The sequence below is a fragment of the Chlorogloeopsis fritschii PCC 6912 genome (assembly GCF_000317285.1).
GTDB classification, from domain to species: Bacteria; Cyanobacteriota; Cyanobacteriia; order Cyanobacteriales; family Nostocaceae; genus Chlorogloeopsis; species Chlorogloeopsis fritschii.
On the sequence record NZ_AJLN01000161.1, the window covers coordinates 19748 to 44869 of the forward strand.

Consider the following 25122-nt stretch of genomic DNA (forward strand, 5'->3'; position numbering starts at 1 on the left):
CAAAAGAGAGAAAGGTGAAGGGGAAAGCGATTGACTTGAGACTTTAGATACGCTTGCACTTTGTATAGAAATCTTCACGGTGGCTATTCCGGTACGGAACAACCTTCTTTCATACCATCCCGCTTTTTTGACCCCTAAAAATTGAGGCTGCTTAACTTAATTAACTTAATTAAGGTTGTCTACCAAGCTGGAACTCTTAATTCACAAAGGTTTCAAAAAAAATGCGTAGGGGGATTCTAGAGATTGCGTAGGGCGATCCTATAGATTTCGTAGGGGGATTCTAGAAAAACTTGTCTACCCACTCAAAGCTATATGGAGTAAAGAGTTTTGGTTTTTTATTCTCAATAAACTGAGTAGACAAACGATTTATCAATGGTTTCAGCTTTTTACTTATTGAGAATAACTTGAAGCTGGAAAGATAGAAACAGCCATAAACCTTTTATTGAAAGGGATTTGGGGCTGTTTCTTTTAAGTCGGATGTAAGAATTAGTTGAAAAAAAGGTTAAAAAAACTATTACCCGATTCTAGAGAAGTAGACAGAATGTGAGGCGATTTTAGGGAGAGTAGACAAGTAGGATAGTGTGACTGTTGCTGCGACCAGGGGCAAAATAGGCTCTTCTCGTTGCCAGTAAAGCTTTTTAGATGATTAACGCTGCGCTACTCGACAAACGCCAAAGTTCCGGTTCCTCAAAAAAATTCGGAACTTTTTGTGGAGCACAACTAAACTGCACAGTAAGAATTGCACTTGGTCGCAGCAACAGTCACACTACCCCTGGATGAGCAAAACGCTTGACGATGATATCATCCTACGATATCATAAAAAAGTCGTCTACAAAACCGACATGAATCACAAACAATCGGCAACCCTGAAGGAGATTTTCGCAACACCAGTTCCTTCTGACCTCAAGTGGAGGGACATCGAGAGTCTACTAATAAGTAAAGGTGCTGTTATTACGGAGGGAAGGGGTTCAAGAGTTAGAGTTAGGTTGAACGGGGAAAAAGGGCTTTTTCACGAACCGCATCCAACTGGTAAAAATGTTTGTAAGTGTACTGTCAAAGAGGTAAGAAGATTATTAGAAAATGCCGGAATAAGTCCTGAGTAACCAATATTAAAAAAAATATTATAAATGGGGGGTGATTACTCCCCTCGTTAAACTAAAGCTCATTATATTTTAAATATTGTTTTGAATTATTAAAGTGATAACCCTCATGTAAATCATTGGAGAAAAATAGAAAAACTCATGAATGATTTCCAAGAAGAAAATATAAATTACCCGCTTGACGTATTATTAGACGCACCTGGTTTGTGGACTATAGAAGCAAACACAAATAAATTCTATCTACCCTCTTCATCTTTAAAAGGCAAATTTCGTTCAATAATGAGAAAATTGGCTGATTCGTCAGAAGAGAATACAGATACAGATAAAGAAATAGTAATAGTAGCCTCTAATGGAAGCGGTAAGAGTTATTTTTATCCTTGGCTTCTTGTTTATTTTGAAAAGGTTACTAGAAATTTTTGTGATGATATTTTTTCTAGGAATTGTTTAACAACTCAAAATGAATTCAAAACAGCTTACTTTATACCTGGAGATAAAACAGAAAGTTTAGAACGGGTGAATGCTGCATATCAGGCATCATTGTCTGTCCATGCCCACAACACTTATCCCAACGATTCGACAATGACTAGAAGCTATCTTCTATTGGCTAACATGTGTCACGACTTAGGCAAAGTCTATGAAAAATTTGAATTGCTTATCCAAACAAGCACTAGTATTGTGACAGAAGATAATAAGATTAAATATACAAAAGATTTAGCTTTTGTAGTAGAAGATTTAATCAATTATGAAAATAACAGTTTTGTCTGTAATACAGAGTTCAGCAAATATGTAATTGATGTATTGAGATATTCCAATGACTTATTGATAAAAATTTCCTGTAATTTCAAGATTGAATTAATTTTTAAAAAGGTTTTATTTAACTTTATAAAAATACAATACTTATCCCCATTTTTAGCTAGAATATATATAGATGGTTTAGTAAATAAGTTGAAAATAAAACTAAAGCTTGTCTATGACTCATCAGATACTCTATCTAACCGTGTTTTCATAGCATCTGTACCACCTTAATAAGCTGGAAAACGAGTACTGTCTAAGTCGAAAAGCAATTGCATATTAGATATGCTTAAGAGAAGAGAGCAGGTCAAAAAAGGTAAATGATTATGTTTACTTACAAAGGTTACACAGGTCAGTTAGAAATCGATACGGAAGAGAACATTCTTTGTGGTCGTGTTATAGATATCAAGGACGTAATTACATTTCAAGGCGAGACTGTTGAAGAAGCTCGTCAAGCATTTGAAGATTCTGTTGATGATTATCTCGAATGGTGTGAAGAATCAGGAGAAGAGCCTAATAAACCTTTTTCTGGTAAACTTCCTTTTCGCACGACACCAGAAAATCATCGCAAAATTTTTATTGCGGCCAGTAAAGCGGGTAAGAGTATCAACGGATGGATGGACGAGATTTTAACTAAAGCTGCTGAGCAAACAATCCACGCTTAAGCTGTGAAGTAACTCTCATCTTTACATACCTAAATTTTGTATGTCATTCGGTGATTGACAACCCAAAAGTCCTATACTCATAACTTTGGTTATCCTAATGACAATATGACAATTTCCCTATGCCTGCGAACACAACTGACTTAGAAAAACGCCTATGGGATGCTGCCGATGAACTAAGGGCAAACTCTAAGCTTAAATCTTCTGAATATTCGGTACCAGTATTGGGTTTAATCTTCCTCCGCTACGCAGATTGGAAGTTTATCCAAAGATTATTCTCTCGAAGCAGTACCGCAGCGTTAATCATCTAAAAAGCCTTGTTGGCAAGGATAAGAGCGTACTTTGCCCCTGGTCGCAGCAACAGTCACACTACCCCTTATAGTTTAATCGCTCATAATTTGGTTTAATTCTGGAGCTAACCACTCCCAAAGCTGTTTTAAATGAAGGGGTTGAATTTTACGGCTTCCATTGATCCACTTACCAGGAAGGGATTTTTGCAAGCCTAACCGTTCTGCTAGGTGCGATTTAGTCCATCCTCTAAGCTTCAAAGCTTCTTCCAAAGCCCATCCAGGAATTAGTTTTTGGCTATTTTCTAGCGCTGTGGTTTTTTGCTTGTTAGTGTGCGAATTTTTACTCTCGGTGAGTACAGTTTTAAGGTTTGGCTCAGAGTAAGGCTTGGGCTTGCTAACTGGAAGTGCAGGAGCGTTAATCGCTTCTAGCTTTTCCTGAATCTTTGCCGTAGGTTTGATAATTAATTTGGCTTCTAGCCAAATATTTAGCCACCCGTTAGGTCGTCGCTGTCCTTCTATATTTTTATCTTCTGGTAATACCCAATTTGGTTGAATTGATTCTGGGTAGGTAACTAAATCAAAACTAATTTGCCAACCCAAATCTTGTAGGGTTAATAAGGCATTATCCCACTGTTCAATTAGTTCCTTTCTTTTATAACGATTACTCGTACTCTGAAGCTCCTGCAATTGTGTTTCTGAAAGATATCCTATCCGTTTTAGTAATGTTCCTACCTTGTATTCCCCATCAATTTTAATTCGGCTCATTATGGTTAGGAATACTGCTAGCTTTGCAGCCATCGGATTGTGATAAGGATTGATTTGCAGAGTGCTTTTAGCTAAAAGTCCGTACTCATACAGTGAGCGGTAGTTTTCTAAATCCTGAAACGGTCGAACCCAGTCATTAGCCCCAACCGTGATGAATAACTCTGTAGGCTCGTCAGTCTCATTGCTAACTTTATTAGGCTGATTATGTTCCACGGTTGGAGATACGTCTCCTTCATATCTAAGCTTCAACCGCCACATAGCTTGAATTTCGGCTGAATATTTCATCCGTTTTAGATCAAGCTCATTAATAGTGATACTCAGGTGGGCTACTTGCTGGGCAAGAATTCCGAGTTTTTTCAGCTTATTACCCAAACTTAAATCTGTTCTATTACTCCAACCAAAAGTTTTAATTAAATCAGTTCCTTTGATGGTAAATGCACCTGACCAAGGTTGCTCTAAATCCGTGGCGCAAGATGCAAAAACTAAAAACATATAAGCAACTTCTGGGTTAAATTTCTGAATAATCTCCCAGGCTGCATTCCCAGCTACAAGTTCTATTCTGTTGGTTTCTGGGTTTTCTTTAATGATGTTGTGTTCTATAAAACCTTGACCAAAAAAGCGCCGAAAACAAGGAACACCCTCAATATCATCCCAAAGGGTTTTTCCTAAACAAGCTTGCGCTCCTGATAAGTAAGGGTGAGAAGTCATTACGGGAGCATCATCAGTTGTTTGAAATAATGGTGGTTTAGTCACGGGGGCTGTTTTTTTAACAAGCCCTACTAGTGAGCATAAATCCTCTACATAGAAGCTTTCATAATTATTTTTTATGCAATCGCTATTAGCCATAAAATTATTTTGAAATTATCTTTTACACCTGACTCCGCCCATATCAGCTAAATGCCGATGGTGTTGTAATCAACGTTGCTAAGGGGTGACTGACAGACCAATGTACTAAAAAGAGCCTAGTCAGTCGATAGCGACGTAGATTCCTGGTGCGCTAGCCAGACAGGCCGCGATCGCTCAACCAATGGCAGCGATGGGAGTTCTAAAGGGTTGATTTTTGCTACATTCACTTTTTCTCCTCTCTTTGTCTGCGTTCTCTGCGTTCAATCAATGCCCTTTTGACTATTGCAAGAATTAGCTGTGGCACAGACCTAAACTCAGATTCAGCCCACTGCTGCAACTCCTCATAGTCATCAGGGTCAAAAGTAACGGTAGTTCTGGGCTTCTTTGTAGGCATTCAAAGGCATAAATTATCTACTCAGTAGACATTATGCGCTGTCCTGCTACTTACCCTAATTAAAACAGCACTTGATGTACTAGTTGATAGGTGATGTACTTGATGTTATCCTAACATTCATAGACTAAAAACGCCCAAAAACCTGACTGCAAGCCTATTTGCAGTTTAATTTGGGTGACAAAGTTTTATTGTCAAAAAAATCGCTTCAATCAACTCCTGACAAAGGATTGAGCGCCTGAAACTCTAATATCTGGAGGAACTGAATAATGATTGCTACTCAGCTAAAAGAGGCTGAAACACCCCAAACTACCTCAAAAATTGCAGTTGGAGACGACTCAGGGGCAGGGCTAAAAAAGCTTTGCTTAGGCAATGGGACTACCCAAACAAGAGTCCGTACTCCCTCAAAAGTGCTGGAAATTAAGGAAGAATTGCACGATGTCCTGACCTCAGATGAAGGAGGACACTTCTTCTACCACTCAGGCGACAGGCAGGATTTAGTTGGACGGGAATTCCTCACTGGTACACTTGCCAGTTGGAAAGCCCCTACAACCCACATCAAACTCAGTGACGACCCAGCGCTCAAGGCTGAATACGGCTTGCACACGTTACTTGGGGCGTTGGCTACCCTGCCCTACCGTCAAGAGTGGAACCTGCATTTAGTGCTATCTATACATAATGTCAAGGTTTTCAAAAATTTGTTAACCGACAAAACCAGTGGCAGTCACACAGTCAGTTTCAACGGCAAAAATACGCCGATGTCACAGGTCAATTTGAACGTGAGTTTGGTTGTTCCCGAAGGTGCAGGCTCTTACTCCTACTGCGTTTCAGCCAAACCTGAACCATTAATTGACCGCAGCGCCCATGCCATCGCAGTAGATTTTGGTACATCCACAGTTATCCCCACAGTTTTCGCCCCAGGTGGCAGCATTATCCATCGCCAAGTTTTAGAGGTAGGAGGATGTATCGACTTGTTGGATGCAATAGCCGCAGATCCAGAATTGGTTCAATTCTTGGGAACGGGCAAAGCTGGCAGCATTGAAATTATTCGCCAGGGTATTGAATCGCATCTATTCCAGTACGGCACTCGCAATTTTAACTTCCGTCACATTTATGCCCGTCATCTCAAACCTTGGTTAGCAGATCGCCTGCGCCTTGCCTTTAAAGAAGTTGAGGAATGGCGAGATGCCGCTCAAAGTTTTGTCGCCTGGGGCGGTGGTGTCGAGATGCCAGGAATAGCCTCCATGCTGCAACGAGAGGGTATTACCCCAGTACCAGAGGGATGTTGGGCCAATGCAGTTGGATTGCAACGCATGGCATTTGGCAGAATGCAGCGGGGGAAATAACCAATGGCAGAGAACAAGCGAGTGCGCCTAGAGCCACACATTGAGGAATATCTCAAGTCACATGCACAGAGGGTGTTAGACAAACCAGCATCTTTAGTTACCAGTGCTGAGTTAACCACCCTGACCAACGCTATTATCTACGAACACAAGTTGGCGCAGTCAATGGCGAAACAGATACCATTCGCCAAATTGTTTAGTTGGCTGATGAGTTGGGTTCCTGGTAGTAGAGTTGTTGGATTGAACCAACAGGCGACGGATGCTCCAACACTTAAAGCATCTGTTCCAGAACCAGACAACTTTGAGTTTGACGCAGACTTGGGTGATTTGTATGAGTCGGAGGCAGCATGACAATAGACCAAATCGCCAAACTCAACCAAATCGAGCAGTGGTTGGGCGAAATTATCGCCAGTGCAGAGTTTAAAGTCATTGTCGATGACTATATCCCTTCCGTGGATGTAACCTTGGGTGACGCAAAGATGGCAGTTAGCCAGTTATTGAATTACCTACATGTAGATGTACCCTTGGGCGACGCAAAGATGGCAGTCAGCCAGTGCATGGAATGTGCAGCCAAAGCATTTAAAGGAGAGTGACACTACGGACTGCGAATCTCAGGCGTCACTCCTCCTGCCTTCATAAATCCCAGTAATGAGATTTAGGACATTAACCATCATGACAAAACCAGTAACTTATTTCACCCAGACTGACCAAATTGACCGCCTTGTTGAACGCTTCGGGTCACAATTAGACTCCTTAGACCATACTGAAAAACTTGCCTTGAGAGCTACACTGACTTACTACCTGTTTCACATCGAAGTTGCTGACAAAGGAGAGTACACCCTGAAACACGCTGCTGATGAAACATTGCAGGGGTACTCACAAGAATGTCAGAGCAATATCCGTGAAGCGATCGCCATTCTTGAGGGTATTGCTGAAGATGAGGTAGAAGGGCTAATCGAAGCGCTGACTGCCCAACTCCGTTGGGGCAATACCAGAAAGATTTTGACTAGACATGGCTAGACATTAATAGTCATTAAGCAACGTCCCAGGCGTTGACCTGGGGCAATTTCTAGGAGGACTTATGGATTTTGGAATCAAAAACCCAGCAATGGGGCATAGCTCCCACATTGACGAAAAATCCCTCGCTTGGGGAGGTGTAGACGCTGATATTCTGGCTTATCTCTCTGATGTCAGCAAGCTAGAGCAGTTTGCAGACATGGCGCAAAACGCCGACCAACTCGCGCAGTACCTCGACCCGTTTTTAGAAAACGCCAAGACCTACTTCGAGGCAATGCAAAAGCTGGCTGACGGGCAGGTGACATGGACTGAGCTAAGGAAACAGTTCGGCTCTAAAGTGGCAAACGCGATCGCCAAAATCAGGAAGCTCAATGCCGAATTTGATGCCGAAATGCAGAAGGTTGATGCCCAAGATAGGGCGGATTTGCTGCGGATTGAGCAAAAGCGGAAGAATGCCCTTACTGAGATTGCCACGCAACTACACCAAGACTTGCAAGCGGAACTGTGGCGACACGAAAACAAGATGTCTTCCATCGAGAGTCGCCACCAAGTAAGCGAACAACGTCAAACCATCCAAGAGGGGTTGAGGGCTAGAAGGCAGGAATTACTTGCCCGTGCCAGATATGGCTCTAGGGCGTTGAACCCCCACCAAGAGCAACCGGAAACGATACCAGTATCAGTTGCTGCTAGTAGTCCCCCTGCCAGTTCTGTCTCTGCTTCTGGGATACCCAGAGGTTTTGGAAATTGGTGGACTAATTTCTGGGATGGCTTAAGTAAGCGCTAAGGGGAGGATAGAGTCGTGTTGGCACGTCAGCCCGAAGATAAACCGACTAACACCAGCCCTTTTGAGTATATGGGGCTGGTACAACCACAACAGGTAAAATCCCAACAATCCAACACACAGCCTCCGCCCGTACCAGAAAACAACCGGGAACGGACATTTCGACGGGCAGGCAATCTATGCGAGATTGTGGCTGGAGCATCCCTCAACTCCGCCGTGATTTTTACCTTCCACTTGCTCCAAGTCCACCCTGTTGGTCTGCTTCTGGCGTTGGGTGTAGCACATTTGTACTTCACCGCAACGGCAGTAGGGGAGAAGGGGAGACAAGTAACCAATATAATGACGGGCTGTAGTGCCTCCCTTGCCCTCCTGTGTTCCCTCTCAGAACCTGTGGGCGAATGGTGGGAAGCAAGTACATCTAAATCTGTGGCACAGAGCGAAATCCAACAGATGTATGCACCACCTACCAACAAATCAAATTGGACAACGGGAGTAGGGATTGCAGTAGTTATCGCTGTTTTGGTTGTTTATATTACCAGTGTTAGTAGGGAGAGAAGATGAGCTACTTGACCCCCAAACACGAACAATTAGCTCGTCAGCAGCAGTCCAGCTTCATGCAGTGGTTCGGACAACTGCCTTTTGATAGGAAGATTGCAGCCATTGGGGTTTCTCTCACCATCGGCGTAACCTGTGCAGCTGCTTCCTGGACTCAGTTCGCGAGCGATCGCATTTACTTTTGCATTCGCACTCCCCACCAAGAATTACGGTGTGTCGATAAGAACAATCGCCCTTACCGCATCACCTTATGGCACTGGCAGCAGTGGCAGAAAGACGGAATGCCTACGGTTGTTGTACCCAATGAGGGTATTTCACCCAAGGGTTTGGTCAAAGCTACTAACCCTTACAAACCCCTGTGGGCGATGGGTGCATTCGTTGGGTTTGCCACTGCGGGGTGGATGCTCAGGCACTTGCAAGACACAGAACGCCAGCTAGCCAATTTCCAGACTGTAGCAGAGAAACGGGACTACGCACGGGCTGAACTCAAGGCACAATCAGGATTACTAGATGATTATCGCGCTGTTGCGGTTAAACAGGTAGAATTGCAGACTGAGCTAGAACTGATTGCCAACGACCACACGGTAGACATCCAAAAAGCCGAAATCTTGGGTGAAACCGAAATCAAAATTACCCAGATAGAAGCCAACGACGCGGTGTTTGAAGCAGAAACTGCTGGGATGAGCGAGCAACAGAAGCAGGAGTACATCAACTTTCTACGCTCCTCAAAGACTCCATACCTGCAAGGAAGCCAAACTTTACAGGGAACAGTTGACCCCAGCGACAAAGTAGAAGGTTCGGAGGATAAAGAAGCACGCTTAGAAAGTGAGAATACAGGGGGTGAAATCTCTGAAACAACCCAAAATCGGACTTCTAGTAATGATGCAAGTCCCACCCTGGAGCCGCTTAATCGCATCTTGGGTGCCAAGCGCTCAACCCTAATTGTAGGTGGCACTGGTGCTGGTAAATCGGTGACTGAAAGCTATATGCTCAACAGGTTCAGTAAACGCTTTCCCCAAGCTGATGTTTGGGCGATCGCTCAAAAGAATGACAGTTTTTGTGGGCTAGACAAAAAAGGACGGGTACTTTTATTTGACCCTTTAGAACCACAACTGGCGATGGCTGCCATTGACCAAGTTTACAACAGCTATGACCAACGCCGTCGAGTACCGGAACATCGCCGCTATGAATTTGAGCATCAACCAGTCAGATTAATCCTTGCTGATTGGCATTCAATTTACGAGACTTGCAAGGACGAAGCGTGGTTTCAACCATACCTCAAGAAAATCAGCACCATTATTACAGTCGGTAGAGAACTAAATGTTTGCCTGATTATCGACACTCAATCGTTTAATTTAGCTGCCTTGGGTATAGGTGACAGTAATATTAGAAAAAACCTTTACATCATCGCCCAAGGCAATTATAACGTTGAAGCAGACGGCACAGTTAATGACAGCTATGGTGTGCTGTACAACCTCATAACTAATGCCAAGATTGTAGAAGATGCAGTACTGCGTTCCTCATTAAAAGAAAGATTTACCGACCTAAAATCACAATCCAAGCAACTAGGACAACCGCTAATATTTATCTCAGTTGACCCGATGCAGCTAGATATTCTGCCAGACATCACCAGTTATAAGCCAGGAATTAAACCAGCCATTCAACTTGATACAGTTAGTCCGGAATATCTTGATAATCTACTCAAGCTGGAATTCGATATTGATTTATCCACGACTAGTATAAATAGTCTGCTTAATCAAACAACCAATCATCGGGTTGATGAAAATGCAATTGATGACAATCAAGCAAGCCCAGATATCAAACTAACCGAAATTCAAACCAAACTGGTTGATTATCTTAAGGGGAAAGGTGCAAAGACTCCACGTCAAATTAAACAGAATGCAGGTAATAAATTCAAGGGCATATCGGAAGCACAAATTCGCGACGAACTCAACCTACTTGTGCAAAAAGAGAAAGTCATTTGTGCAGGTGAAGATAGTTACAGATTAGTCGATTAGGTTGGACTGTTGGATGGGGTGGATAAATTCCACTTTTTGGGGAATATATGCACTTTTACCCAACACATCCAAAACCAACCGAAATACCCAAAAGTATTGATATATCGAGATTACAGTATCCAACACCAATCCAACACTTCACTCTCTTCCCCAACAAAAATCCAACTTATAAGTAGTAGATAATCCAATAAAAAAATATTCGACTGATATCTCCAGAATCAAGCTAGTTTAAATTACCAGTAATAGCTCAATCAATTTAAAAATAGTTATTTAATTGTCAGAATATGTATAATACAATTATTAATCATCCTCCATAAATATCCCGAAATTTAATTTGAATGACGCGCTTTATACATGATAAATTCGCCAAGGACTATCTGGAAGAATTATTAAAAGATTACGGAGAAGTCAAGGCATCAGAAAAAGTTTCAGGAGAGATTAAAGAAATAGATGTTTTATTCACTCCTAATAAACAGCAAAGCTCTAATTTACAAGTGCTAGGATTGCTAGGAAGATTTGCTGAACATCCTGCGCTCATAGAACCATTCCGCAATCCAGTTTCTACCGATGAAATATGCGACTGTATTCTAAAATTATTAGAAGTAAAGGCTTTATTGCGACGAGAAGCTAAAGCAAATAAAACCAAACTTCAGGACTCAGAAATTCCCAAGTTGTGGGTGCTGACACCTACCGTATCTGAAACTAGATTGTCTAGCTTTGGAACTATTCAAAAAGAAGATTGGTTATCGGGAGTACATTTTCTGCCAGATGCCTTGCGGACAGCAATTGTGGCGATACACCAACTACCGCAAACACCGGAGACTTTGTGGTTGAGGCTTTTGGGAAGGGGAAGCGTGCAGTCACAAGCGATTGTCGAGTTGCAAGCGTTACCATTAAATCATCCATACCAGAAAGCAACACTCGAATTAGTTTACAACTTGCGCGAAAACTTGAGAGTAAACCAAGAATTAGAAGAAGATGATAGGGAGTTAGTTATGCGATTAGAACCACTTTATCAAAGAGATAGAGAACAAGCTATACAGGAAGGAAATAAGCAAGGAGAACAACGTCTAGTTCTACGCTTACTCAATCGCCGTATTGGGGAAATTGATGCATCATTAATCGAGCGAATTAAAGGATTATCGATTGAACAATTAGAGAATCTAGGAGAAGCATTACTAGACTTTTCTGGGATTGCTGATTTAGAAGCTTGGTTAAACCAACAATGAGTTAAAATCATCAGGATATTAATTCATAACCCAGTCTGGTCTAATTTCTCCGACTTGTTAAAACAGAATTTGAGAATATTTTAAACTCTAATTATATGATTAGAGTTATTTAATTATGCGACTAGAACCACTTTATCAAAGAGACAGAGAACAAGCCAAGCAAGAGGGAAGGCTTGAAGTTGGACAAGATTTAATACTGCGTCAACTCAATCGCCGTCTTGGTGAAATTGATGCATCATTAATCGAGCGAATTAAAGGATTATCGATTGAACAATTAGAGAATTTAGGAGAAGCATTATTAGACTTTTCTACTGTTGCTGATTTAGAAACTTGGTTCAACCAACAATAAGGATAACTCATCATCAGTAGATTAATTAATTTATAACCAAGTCGGGGATAACCTCTCCGACTTGTTTCAACATAATTCGAGAATATTTAAAACTCCAATTATATTGACACCTTTTGGTAGAGTCAGAAACAAATTCTTCCCTTCAGCATAGCTGCCTTTCTTCGGTCAATTTCCAAGTATGATAATAAAAATATTTTGGATGATAAGGTAAATTGAACGATTCAAATCAAGACAAAATTGGCGGTTCGGTCAAAAAATTAATTGACGAATGCATGGCACAAAACCATAGTAATCCCAACACACCCGTCATGGAAGTATTTGGTGCTAGTGCCTTTAAAGTTGCATCTACTCAATATCAATCGCACGGTAGAGGCATAATCTTAGGACTACAAATGCCGACGCAGCAAGATTTTTTGTATATCACCGAAGCTAATACTTCAACAGCTTTATGGATGACGAACTTGCAATTTAAGCGAGAAGTATCAAGCGTTGTCCAGAAATACAACCCAAACAAAGAAGCAGTAGTTGTAATGGTTGTCCCACCTACTACCCAGCTATTTGTAGCTCAAAATTCTGGTGCAATGGAGATGGTTGCAATTGCCGAAGTAGAAATGACTCCCATCAACATGCCACCAAAAGTTAGTTTTACTAAAGAACAAAAAGGGGATAATTTTTATTTCGTATTTACCCACAGCGAATTGGGTAAACTTGGTCGAATTGTGCTGAAATCCCATTCCGCAACGGGACAGACAGAAATCAAGTGTGAGATTGCGGACGCTGGGTTTAGTCCCAATGCACAAAAACGTGCCGAAATATTTTATCCCCTGGCTCAAGAACTGATAGCGAGAATGGAGATGGGGTTACAAAGTTAAGGGTTTTAAGCAGTTAAGTAAAAACTTGTAGAAAGGGGATAATTACTTTTTTGAAAGTTGACTACCTTACAGAGTTACAGGATGACATAACAGATCATCTTCATTAAATCGCCAACAAAGCGAGCCTGGGTCACGATACCTAGTCCATTTTTCAAATTGCAGGTATCTCGGCGGCCACCCATCAACGACTGTAAGTCTTGCAGTAAGGCAAAACTAAGTGGCAGTCTGATAGTTAAGTGCTCTAGATCCTGCCCGGGCTTTCATCCCCAAGTTCCACTGCGTTACACTTGGGGTCTTCCCGCCAGGGATGATAAATCTTTAAAAGTCCAGAAATTTATGCCAAACCGTCGTTTTTGGGGTGTAGCGGCTTTGGTTGCGCTTGTGATTGGGTGTTCGCCAGCGCAATCCCAAGTGCCTCCTAACACAGAACTTTCCCCATCAATAAGTGTGCATTTACTCCTGGGAAATCCCAGCAGTGCAACTCCAACAAAGCTTACGCCTGATAATTACCTCATGGTAAAAAATCAGTATGCACTCTCCTACAACCGAAGCCAAGGAACTGCCAACTGGGCAAGCTGGCAGCTTAACTCCTCATGGTTAGGGGACGCAGAGCGCCAAGATAACTTTCGCCCAGACAACACATTGCCTGCTGGTTGGGAGCGGGTAACTCCTTCTATGTACTCTGGTTCAGGTTATGACCGAGGCCATATTGTACCTTCGGCAGACCGCACCAAGACAAAAGAGGATAATTCCTCAACTTTCCTAATGACCAACATGATGCCCCAAACACCAGACAATAATCGCAACACATGGGGAAATTTAGAAGACTATTGCCGAGATTTGGTAAGCCAGGGAAAAGAACTTTATGTTGTTGCAGGGCCAAGTGGTAGTCTTGGCGAACCCCTTAAAGGTAAGGTGACAGTTCCCAAATCAACTTGGAAGATTGTTGTCGTACTAGATAGCCCAGGCTCTGGGATTAATGGTATTACCGCCAGCACTCGTGTCATCGCGGTGAACATACCAAATGAACAAGAAATCAACAATGACTGGAGAGCTTATAAAGTCAGCGTTGACGAATTAGAGAAACTCACAGGCTATGATTTTCTCTCCTCAGTTTCCCCAAATATTCAGGAAGTTATTGAAAGCAAAGTAGATAGTCCTTAAGCAAGTCAAGTTTCTACAACTTGAGTAGAAATCCCCGCTAAATTTCCTGTCGGGGTTTGACCAACAATATAAACATCAACCTCTTTGTGTCCGAGGCGATACACCTGCAAATTGCTCAGGTTTTCTTTAAGTGTTTGCACAAGAGCTTGAAATTTGTTGACGCTTGCTTTCTCCTCTTCGCCGTGCCAATCTTCAGGAGTCGTAGCTACTTTTAAAAAGTCGTCAACCCCCACGATTTCAACGGGTGTATCTTGTGAATGATGTGTCTGTTGTACAACTTTTTCAGGTGTCGCAGGTGCAATACCTTCCCAAAGAAAAACCTCAAATGGATATTCCGACTCACTCATGAACAGTAAACCATCGGATGCACGTTTTAGCTGCTCAACAATTTCTGAATTGGTGCTAGTCATAGAAAAGCGATCGCTTGTCGAATTTCGTACTTGTCCTAGATCCCTTAACTTACCGGATGATACAGTCCCGTATCCTGATTAAACTGCCACCCCATACCAGATTTATCCTTGCCCTTGCACCATGCCACAAAAAGCGGTGGTGGCAGATTAATTCGCTGCTCGCGTATAGTTTCTATCGTTAAACCAAGTCTTGCAGCTAAACTTTCTTCCGTTAGCGGTTGAATACGTGGAGTTTGCCCTTGATAGGATGAATTGTTGTAGTACGATTTCTTCTGCCGTCTCGGTTGGTTGTTGAGATGATTTTGAATTTTAATAATCGCCTCGGCGAATTGTGCCATCCGATTTGTAATCACCTCAATTTTTTGTTCTAAATCGGCGAGATTATGGATTGAGGGTGTTTCTTTGCTATTAGATTCGCCTGACAACTGTGACTCTAGCTTATCAAGTCGTGAGCAAATAGCTAATAGCGTTTGATTCGTAGAGTTGGCGCTTCTACTGTTACTGTCCAACGCCAGTATTAATTCATCCAAAGAGTGAAGTACCTCGTTTGTAAGTCCTTGTCGGTGCAACCGGGATAATTCCCTAACTGCTGGAATCAGGGGAGTGGGTACGCGGATCATCTGGCTGGGTTTGTCATTACTAGTGTCAGGCATGGTGATAGCAGTATTGATATCGATGAAGCACGATATCGAACAGATAGCATTGCTATCAGGATATCAGTTTATGCCTGCCCCGTTGTTGGTACAGAAACATGAATGAAAGAACAGTACTGTTGCGATTCGATGAGTGGCGACAACCGGTTAGATTAAGGGACACATGGCGTACAATAAGTATCGAAAAGGTTTATTTTCGATAGTTTATGCCGCCACCAGATGATAGTTCGCTTTCATGGGCAAATCCCTTTGCGATCTTGCCGGAACGTGATTTGTTGCAGGAGTTGTTGGTGGGCAAGCGTAACAAAAGCACCCGGCACGAGTACGCTAAAGATTTAAAGAACTTTTTTATGACGGTGTGTGGTCAGAAGCCAACTCCGGTGTTGGTAGCGCAGTTTCTACAAATGGACAGGTTCTCGGCGGTTACCCTCGTTTTGCGCTACAAGGCGACGCTGGTTGATAGGGAATTAAAGGAAGCTACTGTTAACCGACGGTTGGCGGCGATTAAGGCACTGGTTAATTATGCCTACGGTGTGGGGAAGTGTGACTGGACGCTTGCAGATATAAAGTGCGAGAAGGTTAAGCCGTACCGCGATACGACGGGGATTGGACCGGAAGCTTTTAAAAAAATGTTAGCAGTGCCTGATAGGGATACGTTGAAGGGAAAACGGGATTATGCACTGCTGCGGCTGTTGTGGGCGAACGCGCTCAGAAGAGAGGAAGTGTCCAGATGTAATATTGAAGACTTGGACTTGGAGGCGCGAACGCTGGCTATCCTGGGAAAAGGTAGGGGTACGCAAAAAGAAAATATCGATTTACATCATAAGACTTGTGCGGCACTCCAAGATTGGTTGTTGGCACGATCTGAGTTAGATATTAAGCAACCCTTGTTTATTTCGCTACGTCCGCGCTACGGGCATAGGCTGACAGGTGATGGTATCCGCAAGATTGTTGTGGAAATCGCTTCAGTTGCTGGCATATCCAAAACCATCAGCCCGCACAAAATTAGGCATTCGTCGGTGACGGCGGCACTGGATGCAAGTAAGGGAGATGTGAGGAGCGTGCAAAAGTTGAGTCGCCATGCGAGTTTAAATACTTTGATGATTTACGACGACAACCGTACTAAGGCGCAGGGGAGAATTACCGCGCTGTTGGAAGATTTGGTGTAAACGGGAGCGCACTAATCCCTACTAGGCAGATCTGGCTCATTCAAACCGTTGATAAATCAAGGTCTGCTTATCGTACTGGATCATGCAGCCCCGTATCTTGGTTATACCTGCAAGCCTTGGAGGAAGGATAGCAGTTGTATGCCCTTCTCTGTGCAAGCGAAATAATTCCCGCACTGCCTCAATCAACGGGACGGGGACGCAAATCATCGTACTCTTAGGAGGTTTATTATTCTGACTGGACTTAGAGTAATGAATCAAGCATTACTAGTCTCTACACGCACATCCGGCCTGATGAAAGCAGTGGGTTGTATTTGGCGCGGTAGCTATGGTAGACCCAAAGCATAATGTACTAGAAAGAATCAGAACTGTGTCCACAGTTTTGATGAAATATCATTATTCATGGAGATTTTAAGATGAGTCCTAGACAAGCTACCCGACGACCGCCTGCAACTTCAAGCAAGTCTAAGTCAAAAAACGTTGTTCAACAGAAAAAAGAAGATTCTTCTGATGTAGCTGCTTCTACAGTGCCCTTAGAAAATGTTGAAGATTCTACTACGGTGGTCTTGGATAAGAAAGAAGATTCTTCTTTGGCTCCCAAATTAGTGCCGTTATCCATGATTGTCATGCCTGCGACTCAACCCCGGCGCTATTTTGCTCCCAAGGCTATGCAATCTCTGGTGGAGTCAGTACGCCGTGAAGGTATCCTCCAGCCTTTATTAGTAAGACCAGTGGGTGATAAGTATGAGTTGGTGGCTGGAGACAGAAGATTTAAGGCAGCTAAAGAATGCTCCTTGTACGAAGTACCTGTGACAATCCGAGAGATGTCTGATACACAGGCAATACAGTATGCGCTTACTGAGAATTTGCAAAGGGAGGACTTGAATCCGGTTGAGGAGACGGAAGGGATTTTAGATTTATTGGCTAGTAGGCTGGAAAGTGATAAGGAGGGGATTGTCTCGCTGCTCAACAAACTATCCAAAGCTCAAAGAGGTATAATGGCGGACAACGATGTCCGCCCAGAAGAGAAACAGATAATTGAAGAAGTGTTTAAAAGCATTGGCAAGATGACCCCGGAGGCTTTTAGGACGCACAGATTGCCGTTGCTCAACCTTCATAGTGACATCTTGGATGCTCTGCGAACTGGACAAATTGAATATACAAAAGCTAGGGAGATAAATAAGGTTTTGTCGAATTTTGACCGTATGGAACTGCTGGAAGCTGCTATAGAGCATTCTCTGTCCTTAAATGAAATCCGAGAGCAGGTCAAAGCTCTACAACCACCCTCTTCGGGTAGGGAACTTCAAAAGCTCTTGGAAAATACCTACAAAAAAGTCAAAAAGTCAAAGGTGTGGTCTAATCCTGACAAACAGGAGAAGTTGAAATCTTTATTGGCAGAGCTACAAGCGCTTATTGCTAAGGAAGAGTAAAATTATATTTTCTAAGCATTGCTTGAGTTTTTGGAGCTATGTCTACCTTCACGACACTGCGTGATAGAGATGCATGGAACACGATTCGAGGGTATGTCTACCAAGTTGACCTGACGATTGAGCGTTGGTTGAACTTACAGCTTGGACAAACCCTTGAACTTGAGTGTGGTGAAGATATAGATATAGTTTCACGTTCGCTTACAGCTACTCCAGATGAACAGCAGCGACTGCTGGAACAGGTCAAGCATCGCGATGATTCCATTACCCTCAAGACTCCTGAAGCTGTAACCGCTATCGCTTGTTTTATAGAGCATCGCCAGAGCAACCCAAGCGCGAACCTAGTATTTCGATTTACGACTAATAGCAAAATTGGCAAAGAGCGACTGTCGCTGATACCTAACAAAACACCAGCTATCGGTGCATGGGAACAAATACGCCAAGGGAAATGGCAAGCAGCGACACAACGCGAGGTTCTGGAAGGCATTCGTAAAATTTTAAACAGTGCTAAGAAACCTGACAAGCTTCATGATAATACCTGGCAGATTTTTCGTGACTTCATTACAACTGCTAGTGACGACCAACTCCTCGACCTGATTTGCAAGTTTGAGTGGAGTACGAACGCACCTGAAGCTTTATCGTTAAGTCCCAAGCTTCAAAAACTGCTTATCGAGCAGCACGCTACAGACAATCTCCAGGCGCAAGAGCAATACCAACGGCTTTTTCTCTACGTATTCAAGCTGCTTTCGCAGCGTGGAAGTAAGCAGTTAACTGTAGATGAGCTAACCCAGCAACTTTCTCTGCCACCCCTTAGTGAAAGCGATCGCCAACTGCTCAACAACCTTTGGGTTTTGGTTCAAGCTATTGAATCTCGTGTAGGTACGTTAGAGCAAGGTTTATCACAAACTAACCAGGCGATTACGCTAATTAATGCTGAGGTACAACGCTTAGCGAGGGAACAAGGCATTGATGCGTCAATCAGGTACACTGTCACTACACCAATTCTGGACGTTCCTCCGTCTGTCAAGCATCTTAGCAGTAGAGCAGAAACCGTCAATAATTTAACAGGTCTTTTTAGTAGCCACACTTGGATAGCAATTCATGGTAGTGCAGGAACAGGTAAAACCCAACTAGCCATTTTAGTTGTTCGTGCTTGCAGTGTTACTACTGCTTGGTTGCGATTGCGTGGGCTAACTACTGAACAAGCTTGTGTCCGGCTAGACGCAGCTTGGGACACATTGATGAGATCGCCATCGCAAATGCTCGTTTTAGATGATATACCCCGACTTTTGGGAGGAGATGAATTTTCGGAGCGACTACTCCTACTGGCGAATAGTTGCCGAGAGAAAGGTGTTCACCTCTTGTCAACTAGTTGTTATGAGTTGCCACTTAATTTGCGCGAATCCCTTAATGTTCAGACACTTTATGTGATGGAAATTCCGCTTCTCAATAACCAGGAAGCATCTGAAATGCTTCTGGCTTACGGGGCACCTCCTTCTCTGTTGACTACAAAGTTGGTTACTTTCATAAACGGCTTGGCGAAGCAACACCCATTACTGCTAGCTGCGACCGCACGGTACTTACTTCAGCAGAATTGGCAATTCACCGAAGACGTTCTTGAGGGGTTATTCAAGAGTGAATATACAGCAGAACTCAACAACGAGACAATTAGCAGGTTATTAGTAACTATCGAAGACACAAAAACTAGAGAGCTTTTATACCGACTTAACTTGGTGCAAAGACATTTTTCGCTTGACGATATGCAAGCAGTTGCATCGGTTAAGCCAATTGTGGAGCGACCACGCGAACGTCTAAACACCCTAATTGGACTTTGGGTACAACGGGATGATAACAATCGCTTGCTAGTTTCACCACTGGTTCAAGCACTTGGCAGTAATGATTTGCTTATTGAAACACGCAAAGAGTGTCATTTCTTACTTGGTGAGCGCATCATACGTAAAAAGCAGCTAAATCAAGTAGATGGGATGCAGGCACTGATACATTTTTGCGGCGCTGAAAATTTCAATCGTGCGGGCTGGCTACTGATTTCTGGGCTTCGCAGTTTGATGGATTTGGATGTTCTCGTTGATGATAAGGGTTTGTTGCTGCTTTGGTCAGACCAACAACTACCAGAGCAAATGGAATTAACGACGCGCCTGTTTCTGCGCGGATTACAAATTGTAGTGCGACACAAGTATGGCATGAGTATTTCCTACTTAGTCGAAGATTTGGATGCACTGTTTAGGCAAGCATCTGAGAAGGAAGCTGTAGCTGTAGTTGGAGTTATACTGCTTGTAGACTCACTATTTTCTCAGTACGACCCTATGTGCATGAACCGCTATGTGCGGTCTGCGCTTCAACTTTGGTCAGAAATAAAAATGCCTGACACGGGTGAATTATTATTCCCTGATGGCGAGCCATTGGAAATCCTAATTTGGACAAATCTTAAGCAGGGAATTGCTTCTTTTGACCATCTGCGGGATTGGATTTACACTTTAGAGCATCTTACAGATGGACAGCGGCGACGTGCATTTACAGATGGGTTTGCTGAACTTGGTTGTTTGATAGTATCTGAAGATTTATACCATAAAGAGGAAGCTAAACCAAGAGAGAATCAGCAGTGGCACATAGTTTTTGATGCCTTGCGTGAATTAGCAGAGCGAGCTTCTCAACTTGAAATAAAACTACTGTGGGCATGTGCGGTGCGTACACAGATAGCTGTTCTTGGAACAAACTTAAATGATATTGATGCAGCAGTAACTGCTGCTGAAGCTGTCATTTCTCAGTCTGATGAACCTCGCATCCAGCTTTTGATTGCCGAGTGCATGGGGCGACAGTATTTTAATGCTCACCGCAATAGTGAAGCGCTGACTTGGCTAAACAAAGCGATAAGCCAAGACACAACTTCCTATCCTACTGTTAGATTGGATGCGCTAATGCTAGCAAGTCGTGCAGTAGCACCTGAAGATCCCGATGCAGCGCTCAAGTACGTTCAACAAGCCGCAAAATTGGCTCAAAGTAATGATGCCATTTCAGAAAACACGCTAGTAAAGACACTCGGAGAACTGGCTATCGCTCGGTGGCTGGCTAGGGACTTAGCTGGGGCGTTTGAGCCTTGGGAGCAAGCTGCGGAACGGCTTTTCGCTTGTAAAACGGATTCAGATGATTGGAAAGAACTTTTTGTCGTGTTTAGTCACGTATCTGGATATTTGGTTTCCCTTGCGTGTAGGGGAATTCCACCGACTAACACTTTGGATGGTGGACCATATGTAGCACCTGAACGAGGGTTCTTTTTCACCCATCGTCCTCAGATGGCAGCACGTTACAATAACTCTTATGATAGCTTTTTAACTGTACATCTTGCGGATTTTGCTGAAGCTACAGGCGATGAGGAACAAGCAGCTAAATGGGCTTTAAAAGGAATAGAGGTGGCACGGCAAACTAATCAACTGACCGCGCTCCCGGTGCTTGGCACAAATGCTATACCCCATCTGCTGCTGGATAGCCGCTACGTCGAAGTTCTTGATTTTGCCATAGAAACGGGGGCGATTCTAATTGCATCTAAACAACGTTTTGACGCAGGCATGAATGCTCTTGAACCCAATCTTAATGTGGAAGCTCTGCTTGGTTCAAAGCCAAATGAACTGTGGCTAAGGGCAGAACGTGATGCGGCTACAATGGGGTTACTTCCTATTGTTTTTCGGCTTGCTACTGTAGCAATCTCCCAGCCCGAATTAATACAGGTACAAGCACAAGAAGTTGTCGCAGCTTGCCAGCAAGTCAGTGCTATAGCTTTTGACCAGGTGCTTTGGGTGACAGCATCTGAATTGATTGAACAAATTTATTTACAACAAGCATCGTTCGAGGAACTTATCAACCGGAGTAACGGGTTCACTCCGGAACATGAAATTCTCTGGGCAATTGGTTACTTAGTCGCATCATTACAAAATAAAGCTACACCTCAAAGCGCTCTTATGACTCATCTATATGTTACGCATTACTTGTATAAGTGGTTGACACCATCTTCTGCCACTTACCGTCGTATCGTTTTGCCTTTTCTTTTAAGATACTGGACTAATACTTTTGAGAAGACGCGATTCCGCTTTAGTACTCCTCGGCTAATTGAAAGTGAATTATCAGAAGCACAGAGCATACCTGAAACTCAACGAGCGCAGTCTATTCTCAAAACGATTGCATCTGGACTTGGTGTCGGTATACCTTCCAATTTTGAACAATGGTTGCATGGTCATATTCTGAGAGCATAGGTGTAATACAAAAATATTACCGCCGTGCTTATGTTTGAATTGCTATAGTTGAGGTTTGCTCAGTACTCATTGAAAGTCTCCTCTTTTAACTTGAGTTGTGAGCTATTTGGCTGTATTTGACCTGCTTCCTGCCTAAAGGTTGAGTTTTCAGATTTTTGAATATCTAAAATTTCAGGTACGCATTTTAGTTATTGATCCAACGGTTTCTGATAATGGTATGCGTGAAGAAGGAGCGCGCGACAATAAGCTTTTTCCACTAAATCAACCAGGATAATACCAGCAAACTCATTCTCTGTCCCAGAAACCACCTCGCCTGAAGTTTTGACCTATCTCTAAATTTTACAACCTACCGAATATATTTGAATTTTCAGGTTTTTGCGTACTTGAAATTTCAAGTACGCGATTTAACCCACTGCTCTAGTAATTCCTGAACCAGCTCGCTAAACTCGCGCTTTTGACCTTCCTGAAGCAGGGCAATTTTGATGCTGGCGTGAGTGTCCTTGCGGATGTAAGCCGTCACCTGTTCGTAATCAGGGTCAGAACGCTTACCCTTTGGTCGTCCCCGTTTTGGTTCGGGCTGTGGCTCAACAATAGGCTCTTGTCTAACAACTGGCTTTTTGTGATTGACATCTGAATCCTGAGGAGGTTTTTCTGGTTCTGGCTCCGGCTCACGACCTTTTACCGTATCCAAAAGACTTTTAAATTTGCTCACTTGATCACCTCTTGACCGATGTGTTGATAATCTCGCCAAGCAATCTTGGCGCGTGGGTCGGAAACTTTATTAACTGGTACACCAGCTAGTGCAGCTTTTTGAAAAGCGACTGCATCGCGGATACTCCCTTTGAATATAGGTAATCCAGCCTCAGTCAACATCTCTCTTGCTTCTTCTCCATCCCGCCGGGGCTTGGGTGGAACGCGGGTAATTAGGATACGGAACTGGTCAGCACCTAATGACTTGAGGACATTTACAGTCTGCATGAGGGCATCGAGGGATAAAGCATCAGGAGTAGTGGGAAGAATGAGCAAATCGCATCCTTCTACTAATGCTTCTAAATCTTCCTGCTCCGGTCGCGCTTGGGTGTCGATGACAATATGCTGATAATTCTTCGCATATTTAGCAGCTTGCCTTTCATCAATTACTTTGAAGGGTAAATTGCCACGTTTTGCCCAGCCGCTAGCAGAACGGTTGGGGTCGCCATCAATGAGCAGTGTCTCCCCCTTGGACTGGAGATAAGCAGCGAGGTGAACGGCAGTCGTCGTTTTGCCCACCCCCCCCTTGAATGATGCAACTGTAATAATCATGGTGTCATGCTAAATATTGAGTTTTTAAAATACTGAAAACTTGCGTTTTTGAATACTTGAAATTTCAGGTACGCAAAAATCTGAAAACTTGATGCTCATAATTTACCAACTCATTGAAAAAACATCAAGTATTTGAATATTTGAGTTTTTAGATACGCAAAAAATCAAGCAGGCGATCGCCGTCATTTTATGTACTGTTCTGTTTGAATATTTGTGTTTTTGAGTATGTGAGTACGCAAATATCTAAAATTATATTCTTCACTCAACTCATCAATAGAAGCCAGCAGCGCATCTCGGCTTCATGCTATGACCGACTAAGCTGTGTAATTTACAGAGGGAGAAATTTTGATTATTTGATCAATGAGTGGGCGATAGATAGTGTTATCCAGATGTGTTGGATACCAATTCTGATAAGTACCTGCCACTAAATGTTGTTCAATCAGCCGAGCTTCTTCTAGAAGAGTCCACAGGTTGTGAGTAGCTCGATTCCAAAAGCCTATACCTCCATTTTGTTGAAGACCAGCCACACCATACATTTTACAAGCTGGACATTGGCATTCTTCAAGTTGTTTAAACTCGTCTTGACTAAGCTTGCGACCTTTCCATTTCCCCAATTCGGCAACTATTCGCTCCCCTGTTCCTGGTAACTGTATTATTCCACGAGCCGCCCGATTGCGCCACCCACTTGAGTCCACAGAATTAATTCCTAATAATGCTGCTATGTGTAATGTTGCTGTACCACCTATGCCAAATACATGAAGTTTTTTATCTTTAAATTCTTCTCGAACGTGTTGAAGGTTCTCTAAAACTTTTTGATATGGTATGGCTTTTGGTGCGCGTAGCAAGTTGGGAACAATACCACCCAATGCAATTCCTGTTTTTAGTCTTAGTGCCTTATTTTTCTTTACTTTAATAACATAATCCTCTAAAAAATTACTAACGTGAATAACAGGAATAAATTGTTTATCTTTATTATAAGTAAGATTCATTTTCATTGTCCGAGTAAAGCACTCTTTCTGCTCGGACAATGACATTTTGGGGGTGGGAATAAAATCTTGAGGAATTGGACACCAGTCTGGTTTCGCGCCTTGAACAAATTCTTCATAGTCTTTTGTTACTATTTCTCCACCGCGACTAATAAAGTAGAAAGCTCCATTATCAAGGTAAAGCTTTACTTCTTCTGGGATGCCAAGATATTTTCTAATACCTTGCTCCATAACTTTACGTCGAAGCACTGGTCTTTGATGAAATTCAGCGTAGGAAACCATAACTGCTTGCAATTGTGGAAGATAATAAGGAGAGTTTTTATCCCACACGCGAGGTTTGATTCCTTTCAGACTGATGCCAGCAACAATTTGCATTAACAGGCGACCTAAGCAACTAAATGTAGTTTTGCATAGACTTATACATTACTAGCAATTTAGTATTTTTAGACTAGGCAGGTTCTAACGGTCTGACTTTTGAGGCTTGATTGACTAATTCAATAGAATAACCATTGGAAAAAGCACAGGAGAAATCTTCTAGGTGCGACACTAAAATAATGCGTGCTAGTCGATGTTGTAATTCGTTAAGTTCTTGAATCATATCATCGCGCCCGTTTTTGTCCAAACTACCAAAGCCTTCATCGATGATGACTGACTCGATGTGGCGTGCGCCTTGTCCTGCATATTGACCAATAGCGAGGGCTAGACTTATAGCAACTCTAAATCGCTGGCTACCACTAGT

25 protein-coding genes and 1 pseudogene are annotated in these 25122 nt (G+C 42.8%); 18 read left to right on the forward strand and 8 right to left on the reverse strand.

Annotated features, from left to right (window positions below; all coding sequences use genetic code 11):
- The first annotated feature begins 842 nt into the window (after positions 1–842).
- From UYC_RS0134970 to UYC_RS37045, 4 genes are all read left to right on the forward strand, one after another.
- Positions 843–1103, forward strand: a complete 261-nt coding sequence (locus tag UYC_RS0134970; RefSeq protein WP_026087805.1) for a type II toxin-antitoxin system HicA family toxin — start codon at positions 843–845, stop codon at positions 1101–1103.
- Positions 1104–1241: 138 nt separating this feature from the next.
- Entirely contained in the window at positions 1242–2126 is an 885-nt protein-coding gene (locus tag UYC_RS0134975; RefSeq protein ID WP_016879866.1) for an RAMP superfamily CRISPR-associated protein, read from the forward strand.
- 86 nt (positions 2127–2212) lie between these two features.
- Positions 2213–2557 carry a type II toxin-antitoxin system HicB family antitoxin gene (locus UYC_RS0134980; RefSeq protein WP_016876048.1) on the forward strand — a complete coding sequence of 115 codons (345 nt, stop codon included), beginning with the start codon at positions 2213–2215 and terminating at the stop codon, positions 2555–2557.
- 119 nt (positions 2558–2676) lie between these two features.
- A complete protein-coding gene (locus UYC_RS37045) occupies positions 2677–2865 on the forward strand; it encodes a type I restriction-modification system subunit M N-terminal domain-containing protein (RefSeq protein ID WP_200862418.1) in 189 nt (62 codons plus the stop codon).
- A 72-nt stretch (positions 2866–2937) separates the two neighbouring features.
- Here the strand turns inward: UYC_RS37045 and UYC_RS0134985 are convergent, their stop codons facing one another.
- Together UYC_RS0134985 and UYC_RS37050 are read right to left on the reverse strand one after the other, a co-directional pair.
- Positions 2938–4362 (reverse strand): helix-turn-helix domain-containing protein, encoded by a 1425-nt coding sequence (locus UYC_RS0134985; protein WP_235082988.1) that lies wholly within the window; start codon positions 4360–4362, stop codon positions 2938–2940.
- 316 nt (positions 4363–4678) lie between these two features.
- Positions 4679–4849, reverse strand: coding sequence for a ribbon-helix-helix domain-containing protein (locus tag UYC_RS37050; protein WP_016876050.1), 171 nt, complete (start codon positions 4847–4849; stop codon positions 4679–4681).
- Positions 4850–5115: 266 nt separating this feature from the next.
- Between UYC_RS37050 and UYC_RS0134995 the strand changes: the two genes are divergently transcribed.
- The 11 genes and pseudogenes from UYC_RS0134995 to UYC_RS0135045 all read left to right on the forward strand — a co-directional run bounded on the left by UYC_RS0134995 (position 5116) and on the right by UYC_RS0135045 (position 14174).
- Entirely contained in the window at positions 5116–6192 is a 1077-nt protein-coding gene (locus UYC_RS0134995) for a ParM/StbA family protein (RefSeq protein ID WP_016879867.1), read from the forward strand.
- A gap of 3 nt (positions 6193–6195) precedes the next feature.
- Positions 6196–6540, forward strand: coding sequence for a hypothetical protein (locus UYC_RS0135000; RefSeq protein WP_016876052.1), 345 nt, complete (start codon positions 6196–6198; stop codon positions 6538–6540).
- A complete protein-coding gene (locus tag UYC_RS0135005; RefSeq protein ID WP_016876053.1) occupies positions 6537–6782 on the forward strand; it encodes a hypothetical protein in 246 nt (81 codons plus the stop codon). Before UYC_RS0135000 ends, UYC_RS0135005 begins: the two co-directional genes overlap by 4 nt.
- A 79-nt stretch (positions 6783–6861) precedes the next feature.
- Complete coding sequence (locus UYC_RS0135010) at positions 6862–7209, forward strand: hypothetical protein (protein WP_016876054.1); 348 nt, start codon at positions 6862–6864, stop codon at positions 7207–7209.
- Positions 7210–7270: 61 nt separating this feature from the next.
- Positions 7271–7990, forward strand: coding sequence for a GumC domain-containing protein (locus UYC_RS0135015; RefSeq protein WP_016879868.1), 720 nt, complete (start codon positions 7271–7273; stop codon positions 7988–7990).
- A gap of 15 nt (positions 7991–8005) precedes the next feature.
- Positions 8006–8548 carry a hypothetical protein gene (locus UYC_RS0135020; RefSeq protein WP_016879869.1) on the forward strand — a complete coding sequence of 181 codons (543 nt, stop codon included), beginning with the start codon at positions 8006–8008 and terminating at the stop codon, positions 8546–8548.
- On the forward strand, positions 8545–10560 hold the full coding sequence (locus UYC_RS36100; RefSeq protein WP_016879870.1) for a type IV secretory system conjugative DNA transfer family protein: 2016 nt from the start codon (positions 8545–8547) through the stop codon (positions 10558–10560). Before UYC_RS0135020 ends, UYC_RS36100 begins: the two co-directional genes overlap by 4 nt.
- A 338-nt stretch (positions 10561–10898) precedes the next feature.
- Complete coding sequence (locus tag UYC_RS0135030; protein ID WP_016876058.1) at positions 10899–11789, forward strand: DUF4351 domain-containing protein; 891 nt, start codon at positions 10899–10901, stop codon at positions 11787–11789.
- 109 nt (positions 11790–11898) lie between these two features.
- Positions 11899–12138: pseudogene (locus UYC_RS0135035) on the forward strand (DUF4351 domain-containing protein); the annotation flags it as partial.
- 212 nt (positions 12139–12350) lie between these two features.
- Positions 12351–13010, forward strand: a complete 660-nt coding sequence (locus tag UYC_RS0135040; protein ID WP_016879871.1) for a hypothetical protein — start codon at positions 12351–12353, stop codon at positions 13008–13010.
- Positions 13011–13346: 336 nt separating this feature from the next.
- Positions 13347–14174 carry a DNA/RNA non-specific endonuclease gene (locus tag UYC_RS0135045; RefSeq protein ID WP_016876061.1) on the forward strand — a complete coding sequence of 276 codons (828 nt, stop codon included), beginning with the start codon at positions 13347–13349 and terminating at the stop codon, positions 14172–14174.
- A 5-nt stretch (positions 14175–14179) separates the two neighbouring features.
- Here UYC_RS0135045 and UYC_RS0135050 read toward each other — a convergent pair whose 3' ends face one another.
- Entirely contained in the window at positions 14180–14584 is a 405-nt protein-coding gene (locus UYC_RS0135050; RefSeq protein ID WP_016876062.1) for a nuclease A inhibitor family protein, read from the reverse strand.
- A 44-nt stretch (positions 14585–14628) separates the two neighbouring features.
- Positions 14629–15237 carry a hypothetical protein gene (locus UYC_RS0135055; protein WP_016876063.1) on the reverse strand — a complete coding sequence of 203 codons (609 nt, stop codon included), beginning with the start codon at positions 15235–15237 and terminating at the stop codon, positions 14629–14631.
- Positions 15238–15443: 206 nt separating this feature from the next.
- Here UYC_RS0135055 and UYC_RS0135060 point away from each other — a divergent pair, with 206 nt between their 5' ends.
- The 3 genes from UYC_RS0135060 to UYC_RS0135070 all read left to right on the forward strand — a co-directional run bounded on the left by UYC_RS0135060 (position 15444) and on the right by UYC_RS0135070 (position 22095).
- Positions 15444–16406, forward strand: a complete 963-nt coding sequence (locus tag UYC_RS0135060; RefSeq protein WP_016879872.1) for a tyrosine-type recombinase/integrase — start codon at positions 15444–15446, stop codon at positions 16404–16406.
- A gap of 413 nt (positions 16407–16819) precedes the next feature.
- Positions 16820–17833 (forward strand): ParB/RepB/Spo0J family partition protein, encoded by a 1014-nt coding sequence (locus tag UYC_RS0135065; protein ID WP_016876065.1) that lies wholly within the window; start codon positions 16820–16822, stop codon positions 17831–17833.
- Positions 17834–17871: 38 nt separating this feature from the next.
- Positions 17872–22095: a tetratricopeptide repeat protein gene (locus UYC_RS0135070; RefSeq protein WP_016879874.1), complete on the forward strand. Its 4224-nt coding sequence runs from the start codon at positions 17872–17874 to the stop codon at positions 22093–22095.
- Positions 22096–22486: 391 nt separating this feature from the next.
- Here the strand turns inward: UYC_RS0135070 and UYC_RS0135080 are convergent, their stop codons facing one another.
- The 4 genes from UYC_RS0135080 to UYC_RS0135095 all read right to left on the reverse strand — a co-directional run.
- The gene (locus UYC_RS0135080) at positions 22487–22807 is read right to left on the reverse strand and encodes a hypothetical protein (protein ID WP_016876068.1); all 321 of its coding nucleotides are present in this window, start codon (positions 22805–22807) and stop codon (positions 22487–22489) included.
- On the reverse strand, positions 22804–23397 hold the full coding sequence (locus UYC_RS0135085) for a ParA family protein (RefSeq protein ID WP_016876069.1): 594 nt from the start codon (positions 23395–23397) through the stop codon (positions 22804–22806). The genes UYC_RS0135080 and UYC_RS0135085 overlap by 4 nt, the downstream gene beginning before the upstream one ends.
- Positions 23398–23711: 314 nt before the next feature.
- Positions 23712–24758, reverse strand: a complete 1047-nt coding sequence (locus tag UYC_RS0135090; RefSeq protein ID WP_016876070.1) for a tRNA guanosine transglycosylase family protein — start codon at positions 24756–24758, stop codon at positions 23712–23714.
- 73 nt (positions 24759–24831) lie between these two features.
- Positions 24832–25122 (reverse strand): P-loop NTPase family protein (locus tag UYC_RS0135095; protein WP_016879875.1); only part of this gene is annotated, 291 nt, incomplete at its 5' end.

What these genes read in the sequence shown, in the direction of transcription:
- UYC_RS0134970 (WP_026087805.1), top strand. Translation starts at nt 843, where the DNA reads ATGAATCACAAACAATCGGCAACCCTGAAGGAGATTTTCGCAACACCA.
- UYC_RS0134975 (WP_016879866.1), top strand. Translation starts at nt 1,242, where the DNA reads ATGAATGATTTCCAAGAAGAAAATATAAATTACCCGCTTGACGTATTA.
- UYC_RS0134980 (WP_016876048.1), top strand. Translation starts at nt 2,213, where the DNA reads ATGATTATGTTTACTTACAAAGGTTACACAGGTCAGTTAGAAATCGAT.
- UYC_RS37045 (WP_200862418.1), top strand. Translation starts at nt 2,677, where the DNA reads ATGCCTGCGAACACAACTGACTTAGAAAAACGCCTATGGGATGCTGCC.
- UYC_RS37050 (WP_016876050.1), bottom strand. Translation starts at nt 4,849, where the DNA reads ATGCCTACAAAGAAGCCCAGAACTACCGTTACTTTTGACCCTGATGAC.
- UYC_RS0134995 (WP_016879867.1), top strand. Translation starts at nt 5,116, where the DNA reads ATGATTGCTACTCAGCTAAAAGAGGCTGAAACACCCCAAACTACCTCA.
- UYC_RS0135000 (WP_016876052.1), top strand. Translation starts at nt 6,196, where the DNA reads ATGGCAGAGAACAAGCGAGTGCGCCTAGAGCCACACATTGAGGAATAT.
- UYC_RS0135005 (WP_016876053.1), top strand. Translation starts at nt 6,537, where the DNA reads ATGACAATAGACCAAATCGCCAAACTCAACCAAATCGAGCAGTGGTTG.
- UYC_RS0135010 (WP_016876054.1), top strand. Translation starts at nt 6,862, where the DNA reads ATGACAAAACCAGTAACTTATTTCACCCAGACTGACCAAATTGACCGC.
- UYC_RS0135015 (WP_016879868.1), top strand. Translation starts at nt 7,271, where the DNA reads ATGGATTTTGGAATCAAAAACCCAGCAATGGGGCATAGCTCCCACATT.
- UYC_RS36100 (WP_016879870.1), top strand. Translation starts at nt 8,545, where the DNA reads ATGAGCTACTTGACCCCCAAACACGAACAATTAGCTCGTCAGCAGCAG.
- UYC_RS0135030 (WP_016876058.1), top strand. Translation starts at nt 10,899, where the DNA reads ATGACGCGCTTTATACATGATAAATTCGCCAAGGACTATCTGGAAGAA.
- UYC_RS0135045 (WP_016876061.1), top strand. Translation starts at nt 13,347, where the DNA reads ATGCCAAACCGTCGTTTTTGGGGTGTAGCGGCTTTGGTTGCGCTTGTG.
- UYC_RS0135050 (WP_016876062.1), bottom strand. Translation starts at nt 14,584, where the DNA reads ATGACTAGCACCAATTCAGAAATTGTTGAGCAGCTAAAACGTGCATCC.
- UYC_RS0135055 (WP_016876063.1), bottom strand. Translation starts at nt 15,237, where the DNA reads ATGCCTGACACTAGTAATGACAAACCCAGCCAGATGATCCGCGTACCC.
- UYC_RS0135060 (WP_016879872.1), top strand. Translation starts at nt 15,444, where the DNA reads ATGCCGCCACCAGATGATAGTTCGCTTTCATGGGCAAATCCCTTTGCG.
- UYC_RS0135065 (WP_016876065.1), top strand. Translation starts at nt 16,820, where the DNA reads ATGAGTCCTAGACAAGCTACCCGACGACCGCCTGCAACTTCAAGCAAG.
- UYC_RS0135070 (WP_016879874.1), top strand. Translation starts at nt 17,872, where the DNA reads ATGTCTACCTTCACGACACTGCGTGATAGAGATGCATGGAACACGATT.
- UYC_RS0135085 (WP_016876069.1), bottom strand. Translation starts at nt 23,397, where the DNA reads ATGATTATTACAGTTGCATCATTCAAGGGGGGGGTGGGCAAAACGACG.
- UYC_RS0135090 (WP_016876070.1), bottom strand. Translation starts at nt 24,758, where the DNA reads ATGCAAATTGTTGCTGGCATCAGTCTGAAAGGAATCAAACCTCGCGTG.